Origin of the sequence: Nocardia implantans, assembly GCF_035544775.1 — a bacterium.
In the GTDB taxonomy this organism is placed as follows: domain Bacteria; phylum Actinomycetota; class Actinomycetes; order Mycobacteriales; family Mycobacteriaceae; genus Nocardia; species Nocardia implantans.
Genome location: NZ_JAYKYQ010000002.1, coordinates 231,843 through 244,307 on the forward strand (window position 1 = coordinate 231,843; position 12,465 = coordinate 244,307).

Annotated in this window: 10 protein-coding genes; 9 read left to right on the forward strand and 1 reads right to left on the reverse strand. The window is 70.7% G+C overall.

Annotation, left to right across the window (positions count from 1 at the left end; all coding sequences use genetic code 11):
- Positions 1 to 14 precede the first annotated feature (14 nt).
- The 7 genes from U3653_RS05340 (at position 15) to U3653_RS05370 (ending at position 8,023) form a co-directional block, all read left to right on the forward strand.
- On the forward strand, positions 15 to 1,496 hold the full coding sequence (locus U3653_RS05340) for a PPE domain-containing protein (RefSeq protein ID WP_195077496.1): 1,482 nt from the start codon (positions 15 to 17) through the stop codon (positions 1,494 to 1,496).
- A gap of 79 nt (positions 1,497 to 1,575) precedes the next feature.
- A complete protein-coding gene (locus tag U3653_RS05345) occupies positions 1,576 to 1,914 on the forward strand; it encodes a YbaB/EbfC family nucleoid-associated protein (protein ID WP_195077497.1) in 339 nt (112 codons plus the stop codon).
- Complete coding sequence (locus U3653_RS05350; protein ID WP_195077498.1) at positions 1,911 to 2,636, forward strand: hypothetical protein; 726 nt, start codon at positions 1,911 to 1,913, stop codon at positions 2,634 to 2,636. Before U3653_RS05345 ends, U3653_RS05350 begins: the two co-directional genes overlap by 4 nt.
- On the forward strand, positions 2,633 to 3,013 hold the full coding sequence (locus tag U3653_RS05355; RefSeq protein ID WP_323123925.1) for a hypothetical protein: 381 nt from the start codon (positions 2,633 to 2,635) through the stop codon (positions 3,011 to 3,013). Before U3653_RS05350 ends, U3653_RS05355 begins: the two co-directional genes overlap by 4 nt.
- Positions 3,014 to 3,049: 36 nt before the next feature.
- A complete protein-coding gene (locus U3653_RS05360) occupies positions 3,050 to 3,370 on the forward strand; it encodes a hypothetical protein (RefSeq protein ID WP_195077499.1) in 321 nt (106 codons plus the stop codon).
- Positions 3,371 to 3,377: 7 nt separating this feature from the next.
- A complete protein-coding gene (locus U3653_RS05365; protein ID WP_195077500.1) occupies positions 3,378 to 5,957 on the forward strand; it encodes a hypothetical protein in 2,580 nt (859 codons plus the stop codon).
- A gap of 101 nt (positions 5,958 to 6,058) precedes the next feature.
- Positions 6,059 to 8,023: a type VII secretion target gene (locus U3653_RS05370; protein ID WP_195077501.1), complete on the forward strand. Its 1,965-nt coding sequence runs from the start codon at positions 6,059 to 6,061 to the stop codon at positions 8,021 to 8,023.
- Between the two features lie 444 nt (positions 8,024 to 8,467).
- Here the strand turns inward: U3653_RS05370 and U3653_RS05375 are convergent, their stop codons facing one another.
- Positions 8,468 to 9,583, reverse strand: a complete 1,116-nt coding sequence (locus U3653_RS05375) for a hypothetical protein (RefSeq protein ID WP_195077502.1) — start codon at positions 9,581 to 9,583, stop codon at positions 8,468 to 8,470.
- Between the two features lie 173 nt (positions 9,584 to 9,756).
- Here U3653_RS05375 and U3653_RS05380 point away from each other — a divergent pair, with 173 nt between their 5' ends.
- Together U3653_RS05380 and U3653_RS05385 are read left to right on the forward strand one after the other, a co-directional pair.
- Positions 9,757 to 10,704, forward strand: a complete 948-nt coding sequence (locus U3653_RS05380) for a C40 family peptidase (protein ID WP_195077503.1) — start codon at positions 9,757 to 9,759, stop codon at positions 10,702 to 10,704.
- A 27-nt stretch (positions 10,705 to 10,731) separates the two neighbouring features.
- On the forward strand, positions 10,732 to 12,405 hold the full coding sequence (locus tag U3653_RS05385; protein ID WP_195077504.1) for a WXG100-like domain-containing protein: 1,674 nt from the start codon (positions 10,732 to 10,734) through the stop codon (positions 12,403 to 12,405).
- Positions 12,406 to 12,465: the final 60 nt, after the last annotated feature.

A 12,465-nucleotide genomic window follows, 5' to 3' on the forward strand; every position in this document is an offset into this window, starting at 1 on the left:
GAGAGGAGGTCGCGATGGTGCTCAAGGTGGATCCGCAGGAACTCGTCGCCGTGGCGTCGAGACTCGCCGCGGTGGCCCGTGATGCCGGGGCGGCGATGCCCACCGGGTGGGTCGTGCCCGGCGGCGCCGACCCGGTCTCGGCCGCCGCGGTGCCCGCGCTGAACAAGCAGGCCACCTCGCTGCTCAACGGAGTGGCGAGCGTTCTGACCGATGTCCAGCGCACCGCCTACAACATCGGCGCCGCCGCCGCCGACTACACCGATGCCGATGACCGCGGCGCCAGGACCGTGAACGGCAGCGGCGGCGAGATTCTCGCGAATCCGGTGGGTGAAGTGCAGGAGATCGGGCGGCGCAGGATGCCTGCGATCCAGTTCCCCTCCGCCGGCGGCAGTGTCGATCCGTTGACTTTCGCTCAGCAGTTGCACTCCGGCCCTGGAACGAGCGCGGCCAAAGGTTTCGCGGACTCACTGCGCCGATTCGCCGGGAGCGCGCATCTGGCGGCCATCGAGGAAGTGAGCGCCGCGTCGAAGTCGATGCAGAACTGGGAACCGGTCGGCACGGCGGCGGCGGGGGAACTCGACCAGCGGCGCGGGTTCCTCGACCAGCTCGGCACCGGACTCGGGCTCCTGGCCGACGGCATCGATACCTACAGCAACGCGTTCCAGACCGCGAAAGCCAAACACCCCACGCCGGAAGAGATCATCGCCACCCGCAAAGAACTCCTCACGGCGATGCGCTCCAAGAACGAAGCCGCCATCGCGGCCGCGATGGCGAAATTCAACGAGCAGAACGCGCGTTCGGCGGAGACGATCACCGGCTACTCCACCGAGGTCGGCGCGAAAGTCGGCGAGAGCGAAGCGGGCAGTTCGACCGGCAGCGACGGCAAGACCGGCAGCGGCAGTGGCGACAGCAGCAGCAACATGCTGAGCCAGATGCTGCCCGCCCTGATGAGTGCGATGTCGGCGGCCGGAACGCCGCTGAGCCAGCTCGGGCAGTCGGATTCGGAGGCATACGACGACTACGGCCTCGACGACTACGGCTACGACGACCTCGGAATCCCGAGCGGGCTCGGCACGGGCAGTCCCAGCGGAATGCCCGTCGGCAGCCCCGGCGCCGGTATCCCGGACGTCGAGGCCGAGACCGTTCAGGCGACCGCGTTGCCGGTGGCCTCGGCGGCCAGTCTGGGTTCCGGTCTGCCGCGCACCTCGGTGATCGAACCCCTCGGCACGTCCTCGGCATCCGGCGCGACGGCCGCGCGAGGCAGCGGTTCGCCGATGATGCCGTACATGCCGATGTCGCCGGGCATGGGCAACTCGAGCGGCGGCAACGACCGCAACCGCGTGGTGGCGTGGCATCCCGACCGCCTGATGTACGTCGACGACACACCGCACACCGAAGCGGTGATCGGTGAGCGGCCGACCATCGCGCCGACCGTGACCCCGCCGACGCCCACACCGGGCAACCAGACCCCGACCCAGACCGGAGGTAACGCATGATGAGGGAGTGCCGCGAACGAACAACCGGCACAGCCGCCATCGCGGTGATGACGGAGCCGAGCGCGGGCGAGGTGGCGTCGTGAGTTCCGTCCACCCGGACGTGCAGGCGGCTCTGGACGCCGCCCGCAGCCTGCGGCACCGGATCGCGGAGATGCGGGAGAAGATCGACAACATTCGCGCCCGCAGACCGTCGCCGAGCGGTGCGGTCATTCCGGAAGTCGATGCCATGGGCAGGCTGACCGACCTCTACCTCGCACCCGGGACCGCCGCGCGGCTCACCTGTCCCGAACTGGTCGCCGAGATCATGGCCGCCATCAGGGAGAGCACCGCCGACGCGGCGCGGCAGTACCAGAGCGTCATGGAGGCGCCCGTCGAAGAACCCGGAACGGTCGCGAGCGCTTGGGGGCGGACCGGATGACCGAGCCCGCCCCTGAGGTCACCGTCGCCGACACCGTGCGGTGGCTGCACGACGAGGGGCTGGTCCGGCTGGCCGGCGTGGCGGACGGCATCTCGGAGACGATCGTCGCCTACACGATCGACGTCGCCACCGGGACCGTCTCCGCGCATCCCGCGACCGGGGGCGGGGTCGGCGCGGACGTGGTGTCCCTGGCCGCCGACGACCTGCCGTACCCGGTCGGCACGGCACGGCGTCTGGTGATCGCCGGTGTCACGAGTACGGACGCGGTGCTGGTGATCGATTTGGCGGCGACTCTGACGATCGCGATCAACGCCGACCGCCCAGAGCACACGGCCCGATCGTGGGTGTTGCAACTGCTGTTGAATCCGGAGATCACCATCACCACCAACAGCGCCGACGTCGCGATCGGCAGCAGTGCCAGACTGCGGCAGAGTTTCATCCCTGGCGGCGGCGCGACACTGGTCAACGTCGACGACACCCGCCCGCCGTTGACCGCGGTGACGTTGAATCCGTCCACCGAAGGCCCCGACCATCTGGACGTGGCCCCCGACGGCACCGGCGAGCTGTATCTCGGCGCCCGGTTCTGGCAGATGCGCCAGGTCATGCGCATCGAGGACGCCGCCTGGTCCGCACTGGCGGCACGCCTGGAATCGGTGACCGACGATGCCGATTACCTGATCAATCCCCGTCCCGGCGACCAATTCTCGGAGAGCAGCCGATGACCGACATGCATTCGATCCACATGGACGACTACGACTACGACGACATCGATGAGGTCGACGAGCCGGTGGCGGCCGAGCCGGACTGGCGGAACATGACCTACGAGGTGTTCAACCCCGACCACACCGTCGGCGTCGGATGCGACCGGGACGGCGAGATCATCGGTCTGTACATCACCGACGACGCCCGCGACAACGGCGACGAGTGGCTGGCCGCCCAGATCGTCAAGCTCGCGCGGCTGGCGCACGCGAAGTCCCGCGTGGGGCTGCGTGCCGAGATGGAGTACAAGGGCACCCGCTCGTACACGATCGATTCGTTCGACCTTCCCACCGAGGCGTCGTATCGCGCCATGGAGCAAGCCGAGTTCCGCCAGACCTGAGTGCCGACCGCCGCAACGGCGAGACAGGACAGCGACATGACCGACAAGTTCGATACCGACGACCCCCACGAGGTGGTCGCCGTCGCGCAGAAATTCCGGACCGCGATCAACACCGTCGGCAGCCAGGTCGGGCAGATCAGCGGTGATTTCGTCGTGCCACGGCGGCCCGAATCGGAGATCGATCGGCGGTTGACGGCGCACACGCAGTGGATGAAGACGACTTTCGAGCGCGCCGTACGGGCCAACGGCCGCCGGGTGGACGCGACGACAGAAGTCACCACCCAGGTGACGTACACCCACGGCGATGCCGATCGCGCGGGCGCCGCCGCGGTGCGCCGTCGCGCCGAATCCGTCTGACTCGCGCATGGAGCCCGAGCGCGACAGTCCGTACTGGGATGCCATCGTCGGCGACAACTGGCCTGCGATCTCCCCGGGGGACTGGAGCGCGCTGGAACGTCTCGCGCGCGACGGCGCGGGGGCGTTGGATCTGCTCGACGCCGACGGCAGACGGCGTGAGTTCGACGATCGGGTTCGTTCCAGCGCCGGTCTGCTTCCGGTCAAGCTCGACATGCTGCGCCAGCGGATGAACCCGCAGGCGTTCGCCGACGCGCTGGAAGCCGCGGCGGACACCTTCCGAGACTTCTCCGATCTGGTGTACCGCACCCGGCACAAGATCCTGGACATCGTCGACGACACCACCGCGCGGATCAACGCGATCAAACGACGGGCCGCGGCGGAGGAGGACGAATCCGATGCCCAGGCCCTCCGCAACCGGATTCCCGGGATGATCGCCGCGGCGAGGGAAGACGTGGAGGACGTCGTCCGCGCGGCGCTCAACTCGATCAGCCCGCAGGGCCTGCCCAGTCTCGCCGCCATCGCCGACGCACTGGGGCAGCCGGGACCTTGGGAGCCGGGCCACCGCTATGCGGACGACCACAGCGGGACCGACAACGGGCAGCACCGGCAGGCCACCGACCACTCTGGCGATCCACGGCACGACGGATCGCCGCGGACCGATCGGCCGAAGGACGATTCGCCGGTCGTGGTGTCTCCGGAACACCCCGCCGATCAACCGGCCGCCGACCCCGTCGATCCGCTGCTCGGTGACGAACCCGGACAGCAGACGGATCCCGTTGCGACGGAAGAGATCCCGGTCGACCCCTCGTCGACGGGCGACCAGTACACGCCCGGAGGGACGACGACCGTCCCGGTGAGCAATCTGCCGGGCGGGACATCCGATCACGGACCCGGCCTGCCCGCCGCCGGTGTCACGCCTCGCGGGCAGATTCCCGGCGCCGACCCGTTCGTTCCGGGCCGGTCCGCGCCGGTGGACGGCCCCGACGGGGTCGTGCCGGCGCACACCTCGGACGGGGCGGTGCAGGCAGACGACAACCATCAGAGTGTCGCGGACACGAATACGCGTGATGCGCAGGGAAGGGATCCGGATGCTTCCGGTCACGGCGCCGAACCCGCGACACCCGATGACTCGTCCACCGCTGCGGCAGCGGAACCGCACGACGCCGCCGAAGCGGGCCGGTTCACGAGTACCGCTGTGTCCGCGGCAGATCCGGCCGCGTCGATGCCGCCGCCGGTGATCCTTCCGCCACCCGTCGTGGCGCCCGGTTCCATCGCATCGTCCGCACCGGCCGCCTCGGTCGCTCCCCCTGGATCGCCGGTGTCCGCTCCGGCGGCGCAGGGGAGTTCGACGCCGCCGCAAGCCCAGGCGAAGCAGACCGCAGCGGCCCCGCCGAGCGACGCGCGTCCGGCTGCCGTCGCGCCCAAGGTCACGGCGGTGAGTTCGGGGCCGCCCCCCGGCGCGGGCGGCGCGGGCAAGGCGCAGCCGCCGGAGCGAATCGAGCAGCGCGCGGACGCCGCGAAGGACGAAGACGACGGCGACGAGTCGATCCGCACTGCGGTCGGCGCCGCGATGGTGTCGGCGGCCGCCCCCGCGTTCGTGCTCGGCGAGCGAGTGGACGGCGACCTGGTGCTGGCCCGCACATTGCTCGGCGGAATCCTGGCCGCTGGTGGCGACGCGGTCCTCGGGCTCGGGTGGGCGGTGTCGGTGATGCGCAATCCCAGCGGCATCACCGCGTTCGTCACCTCGAACGAGGGCCGTGGCTGGCTGCCTGCGGGCTTGTTCCTGCCGCGTGAGTTGTCCACGCCGTGGGTGTGGGAGGTGGCCGAGAACGCTTGGGAGGGGGTCGCCGACCCCGCACGCGTGCTGGCCGAATTCGGGATCGCCTGGGGACGCAAGTCCGGCGCCCGGCTGACCGCTGTCGCCTCATCGGTGGAAGTCGATGCCGGGCTGCGACGGCAGTTGGGCGAGGTGCCGATCGAGGGCTCGGTGGCCGCCTCGTCGGCGATGGATTTCAGCGCACCGAAGCCGACCCTGGCCGACCGTCTCGAATTGGTCGGCGCGCCGGCGCTGGTCCGGCGTGCCGTGACCACACCCGAGGCGGAGATCGGGGTGCGGCGCTGGGAATTGGCCTCGGACGCGCACGTCCGCGTCCACAAGGCCGGGCTGGGCTCGCCGGCCGCGCTGGGGGCGCCCGCTGCCCGCGAGCGGATTCTCGGTGCGCTGCGGCGGGGCCGTGAAGTGCCGCAGGAGTGGTGGGACGAGCTGCGGGACGCCGACGACCTGCTCACCGCGTCGATGCTGTCGCGGCGCGCCGACGTGTCCAGGGTCGCGCTGGGTGAGTTGCGTGCCGACCATGCCGAAGGGCGGTCGGCGTCGGAGGCGGGCGCTCTGCGCGCCATGGTCTTCGAGCGGCGATGCGATGAACTCGTGCTGCTGCTGGCGGAGGACGCGACTCGGCAGAGCATGCGCGACGCGGTGTACGCACACGCCCAGATCGTGGGCCACCCGGCTTTCGTCGCGCCGGCCCCCGCCCCCGCCGCTCCGGCGCCGCGTCGCCCGACCATCACGGCGGGGCCGGGGCGCTGAGCAGGGCGGAGTCGGATCCCGAGCGCCACCGCGAAAGACTCCCCATGTATGGGAAGGATCGACAATGGGGAGACGTGTGGTGGGAAAGGATCTGATCGAACATGCCGGAAAACAGCATGGAAGTCGACCCTGTGGTTCTGCGCCAGCTGGAGGAACAGCACCGCCGAGTCGGGCGCGACATCACAGAGTGGGCTAAACCGCCGACGGAGTGGCTCGCGAATTTCCTGCCCACTTACGGCAAGATCGCTTACCCGGTCTACGAAGCGCTGGTGCGGTATTACGACGCCCGCCAGCGTGCGGGGGAGGCGCTGGCCAAAGAGCACGAGCGCACGGCCGACTCGTTGCGTGCGTCCGCCGACGCGTACGAGCAAGCCGACGAGGATTTCGCCAATCAGATCCGTAAGTCCAACGACCTGTTCGATCAGGCGTCCCCGACGGGCCCCGGCACCAGCCACAGCCTTCCGTACCCGAGCCAATCCACGCCGACGCCGTCCGCTGCCACGCCCGGCGACGGACCGGCGACGGCCGACCCGTCCTCGGCCCAGCCGTCTGCCACCGATCCCACGACCGCCAGGCCCACCTCGACCGCGCCCGACGGCACCCAGGCCGACCCCGTGGGCACCTCGCCCGGTGGACCCAACGGGACATCTCCCACGGGCACGGGCGTGCCCGGCGCTCCCGGCGCTCCTGGCGAGCAGGTCGGCACCAACGGCGCGGGTACGCCGAACGCGAACGGAACGACACCTCCTCCGGGCGGACCGTCGAGCTCCGGAGTGACGGCGCCCGCGGCGGCGGGCATGCCGCCGGGCGGTGTCGGCCCCTTGAACGCAGGCCCGGAGGATCGAGGCGCCACACAGCCGGCCGACGGCGCGGGGCGGTCGGACGCGTCGCCGATTCCGGTGCCTGCCGCGAGTCCGTTCGCCGCCGCCGTCGCCTCGGCGAAGGACAAGGAGGCCGAACCCGCGTACGTGGTCGGCAGCCAGGTGAACGACGACCTGGTGCTGGCCAGAACGCTGCTCGGCAGCGTGCTCGCCGCCGTGGACTCGCCGGTGGGCATGGCCTGGTCGGTCGCCGTGATGCGCGGTCCAGGCGGGGTCGGCGTCTTCATCACGTCGAACGAGGGCCGCGGCTGGTTGCCCGCGGGGCTGTACCTGCCGCGTGAGGTGTCCACCCCGTGGAACTGGGACGAGCTGCTCTCCGCCGACGACGGCGCCGGATCGCCGTGGGAGGGCGTCACGGATCCGGCCCGGATCCTGGCGGAGTTCGGTCTGGCCTGGGGCGCGAAGGCGAACGCGAGCCTGTCGGCCCTCGTCTCGTCCGGACCGATCGATCCCGGCTTGCGTTCGCGGTTCGGCGAGGCGGCGATGGAAGGACTCGTGGGCCCCTCTTACGACGTCGACCTGCGCCAGTTCACCCCGGACACGGCCGACCGCCTCGGGCTCGCCGGTTCGATCGCCGGACTCGAGCACGTCTCCTCGGTACCCGACACGGGGGTGCGGTCGCGTTGCGTGGAACTGGCCGTGGACGCCCACGGACAGCTCGGGCGCTCCGGACCCGCACCCGCGGAAGCCGCTACCTCGCGCCGGGTCCGGGAACGGATTCTCGCCGATCTGCAAGCCGGACGGCCGGTGGCGCGCGAACTGTGGGACGAATTGCGCGACGCCGACGATCTGCTGGCCGCGTCGATGCTCGGACAGCGGGTCGACGTGGGCCGGGTCGAGATCGGTCAGCTGCGGCTGGACGCGGGAACCTCCCCGTTGCGGAACATGGTCTTCGAGCGGCGCTGCAACGAGTTGGTGCTGCTGCTGGCCGACGAGCCGAGCAGGCAGACGCTGCGAGACGCCGTCTACGCGCACGAACAGATCACGCTGCATCCGCAATTCGTCTCCACACCGGCGCCCGTGTCCACCACCGCGCAGCCCGAGCGCGTCGCCCGCCCCGCCGCGGTTCCCTCGGTCACCGCGCCGGAGGTCGCCGGAGGGCCGCCGCCCACCGTGGTGGCTCCGCCGTCCACCGTCGTCGCGCCGCCCACCTCACCGCCATCGGCGAACTCGCAGCGGTCGTGAATCGCCGGTCGTGACATCGTTTCGGTGCTCCGGGCCGTGGCGGGGCGCTCCCCGCGACCCGGACACCGAAACGGCCCTTGTCACGAGGGCCGCACGAGAAGACGGTGTGCCGTGGCTGCTCGACGGCACACCGTCCCGCAGAGCGAGTAGAACGATTCGATCAAGTACGACTGCCGCTGGCATCGGCATCGTGCCGGCGAGCGACCGCCGCGGTCAGGGCGAAGACGCTGCTGGATGACGGCCGAGCGCGCGAATCACGCCGGAGCGCTGGATCCTTCCCAACCGAGTGATCGGCCCTCGCGTCAGCGTGGTCGAGCGCGCGAATCACGCCGTATCTTCGGACGGGTCGTTCCGAGCGGGGGTGGTCGACGCTCACGTCAACGGGGTCGGCGGCACGCACCGAATGCTTCCGAGCGCCGCGCGAAAGATCGCTCGGCGCGACGGCTACACCTCGATGACGGCGCCCGCGTCCTGATCGGGCTGTTCGTCGGTCGTCGCGTCCTGCGTGGACCCGTTGGCCGGCCGATCGGCCGCCGACACGTCCCTGGTCCGCCGGGCCTGGACCACGCTGGGCGTCGTGCCCGCGGTGGAAGTCCCATCCGGCTCGGGCGGCGGCGCGGTATTCGCGGCGGGGGCGGCGGTGATGCCGCCGGGTTGTGCGGTGGCTGTTTCCACCGCGGCGGGTTGCGCATTCGGATCGCCCGGCTGCGGTGCGGCGGCGGGGGCGGCTTGAGTGCCGGGCGGCTGTGTCTGACCCGGCTGGCCCGGCTGTGGCTGGCCGTTCTTCCGGTCTTCCTCTGCCTTCTTCTGCTTCTGCTCTTCGGCGTTCTGCAACATCTGCGGTATCTGCTGGACCAGCGGTAACGCCATCATCGGCAGCATCGCCAACGACGAGAGGAGCGAGGACAACCCGCCGTCGCCGCCGCCACCGGAGCCGGCCGCGCCGCCGGTGCCGCCGGCGGCACCGCCGCTGCCGGAGCCGTTCGATCCGCCGGAGCCGCTGTTGCCGCTCCCGCCGCCGTTGGCCATCTGCTCGTTCAGTTCGGCGATCGCGATGACCTTGTCGTACACCGCGTCCACGGCTTGGGCGACCGCCTTCAGCAGGGACAGCTCCTGCGCCGATTTCAGTTTGCCGGTGCCAACGGCCTTCAGGGTGGTGTTGAGGTCCTCGACGATGTTCTCGATGGAACGCAGTGCCTGTACCTGCTCGGCGGCGACCGTCGCGGAGGTCTTGATCACCTTGTCGTCCATCTGCAGCAGCTGCAGCTGTCTGGCTTCGACTTTGTTGACGGTCGCGCGGTATTCGTCGTCCGCCTTGCCGCTGCCGAGGGTTTCGTAGATCTCGGGCTCGAGCAGGTCGGACACTGCAGGCGGCAGCGTCGTCATGCCGCGGCCGAGGAGGTCGACGGCGGTTTGGATGGCGGTCTCGGCCATGGCGATGTAGGCGCGCAGCCCTTCCGAGGCTCCGGGCGGGCAGTACAGCTTCACCACCCAGAAATGCTTGCCTTTGGAGGTGGTCGTCGTTTTCTTGGCTTCGGTTTCCGTCGCCGTTGTTGCCATACCGCCGCCACCGCCTCTCAGAAGTCACCCCCATTGTCTCGGCTTCCCGATTATGGGAAGTGGCGCATAGTTCGATTACCCACCCAGCGATGGGAATACGGCGGGATCGGCTGGGGCGACACAATAGCTGGAAAGTGTGAGAGGCGGTCGGTGATGAGCGATGGCGAGTTCGAATGGCGCCGGCACTGACGAACGACCTGGACGGTGTGCTCCGCTCGCTGCTCGCGCTGTACGGCGACGGCCAGCCCGCCGGCCAGGCGGCGAGGACCACCGAAGCGCTGGCCGGCGGGCTGTCTCCCCAGGCGGGGGCAGTGGCGCTGCGGTACGGCGAGGCGCAGAGCATGCAGCTGTCGGTCGCGCAATCGCATGCGGGCAAGGACAGCATCGTGAGCAAAGCCGTCGGCGAGTCCGGTGACGGAACGGTCAACGGCCGTGGCCGCCTGAACAACCACATCGCGGATCTGCAGAGCCGGATCCAGGCGATCGCCGCGGTGGGCGACACCCGTTTCAGCGGTCCCGCGCTGCTGGATGCCGCGCAGACCACCATCTCCAACGCCACCAGGCAGGTCGACGCCGACGTCGCCGCCGCACGGCAGCAGGCCGCGCAGATCATGCCGCCCGCGACACCCGCGACCCGGCAGACCCGGCGCGGCACCACCCCGCGCAGGCGGCGACGGACGCGCTCGAGGTCCAGGTCCGCTTCCCGGTTGCGCCGCGGCAGCACCGTGCGTTCGGACGGCACGCGGGGCAGCAACGCGGTGCTCGCCGCGAGCGAATGGCTCGGCACCCCCTATGTCTGGGGCGGTGGCGGCGCGGGTGGTCCCAGCGGCGGCGGATTCGACTGCTCCGGCCTGACCCAGTACGCGATCGCCCAGGCCAGCCACGGCGACGTGGTGCTGCCGCGCACCACCTACGAGCAGATCTACAGCGGCGTCCGAGTGCACCCCGAGGACGTGCGCCCCGGTGACCTGGTGTTCCCCGCCAGCTCGTTCAGCACGCGAGGACCGGAGCACGTGCAGCTGGCCGCGGGCAACGGCATGGTCATCGAGGCGCCGTACACGGGTTCGACGGTGAAGTGGTCGCGGATGCCGAGCGAGGCCGTCGTCGTGCGGGTGCTGTGAGCCGGTGACCGGGGAGGAGAGTGCGGCGTGGCGATCGAGATCCCCAGCGAGGTAGCGCTCTTCCTCAACATCTGCGGCATCCCGTACCCGGACATCGACGAGGACGATGTGCGCGCCTTGGCCGGGCATGTGCGCACATTCGCCGCGCAGGTGCGCGACACGCACGAGTCGGCGACGGGCGTGATCGGCCAGATGGGCGCTTTCTACTCGGGTGAGTCCTACCAGCAGCTGGTCGCCACTTGGTCGCACATGAGCGCCACGCACATGCGGCGACTCGAGGGCGCCTGCGAGCTCGTCGGCGGCGCCCTCGACGTGGCGGCGACCGTGATCACCGTGGTCAAGGCCGCCGTGCTGGCCGAACTCGCCGCGCTGGCCGCGACTTACGCCTCGATCATGGTGACGCCGCCGCTCGCTTCGTCGGCTCCGCTGGTCGCCGCCGCCGCTCGCCGGGTGTGCGAGCAGATGTCGCAGTACCTCATCGGCTACATCGTCGCCGAAGTGGTCGGCAAGGCGATCGAACCGCTGGAGCAGGCGATCGACGACTTGGTCAGGGGGATCGTCTACGACGCCACCCGCGACGCGCTCGGTGTCCCGTCGTCGAGTCGCCCCCAGCCGCTGCACATCGACCCCGACGCCGTGCAGCACTTCGCGAAGGTGCTCGACGACCACGCCGACGACATCATGCGGCACGCCGCGGACTTCGCCGAGAACGTCTCGACACTGGACTTCACGACCTCGACGCTGCTCGACGACGCGGCGCGGCACGCCGTGGCCGACGCCGGACCGGCAGCTCCGGGCCACACCGCGCGGGACTATCCGCTCGGGCGCGGCGAACAGCGCGCGGGGCTGCCCGCCCCCGCAGCGGCATCCGGTCTGGACGGACAGGGAACCGGCGGTGCGCCTGTCCCGGTCGCGCCGCGCGATGCGGCGAACGCGGTCGGTGTCAGGGAACGGCCCGTCGACAGGCATTTAGCCGATCGGCATGAACGCGAAAGCGGTGCGCGAGTACCGATCCGGGGCGGTGACAGTTCCGCCTTGCCGCCTTCGGCGGAAGGCCCGGTGGCCGACCGTTCTGCCTCGGCCGCATCGGCGCAGAGCCGGGTCGCCGACTCCGCGCGGCACCCGCAGATCTCCGCGGTCGCGCCGAAGGACGCGGCGGACCTGCTCGATGGACTGATGAGCCCTCCTGCGACGTCCGCGCACGCAGGCGCACCTGCCGGAACGGCGGTCGGCGGCGACGCGGTGTCGGAGGTGGCGCAGCGACCCGCGTCCGACTGCGAGCCTCGCCGAAGCGGCTCGGCCACCGAGCCGGTCGCTTCCGCCGGTCAGGAGCCTTCGGCCGATGCGCCGGTCGCGGGAGTCGCGTTCTCCGCGCAGCAGAACCCGGGAGCGACGGCCACCCCTTGGGGACGTGCCGCGCAGCCGCCGGGTACGCCGAACCCCGTGCCGGCGAAGCGCGGTCGTCTGGAGACGATCTCGCCGAAAGTGCGCAGGCCCGCGGTCACCCCGTGGAGCAAGACCCGTCGTTCCCGGGAAGTTCCCGCCGTGGTGCACGCACCGTCCACACGGCCGCGACTGCGCTTGGTCGGGGAGAAGGGCGCCGAAGCGCACGGCGCCGAGCTCGCCGACGCGAACTCGGTGCGATCGCGGGTGGCGGCACCGGCGCCCGAGCACGGGGACGCGCCTCCCACGCGCGGCTGAGCGAGGCCGCCGAAACGCGAAAACCCATTCCCAAGAACGGGAATGGGTTGCTGAGTCGGA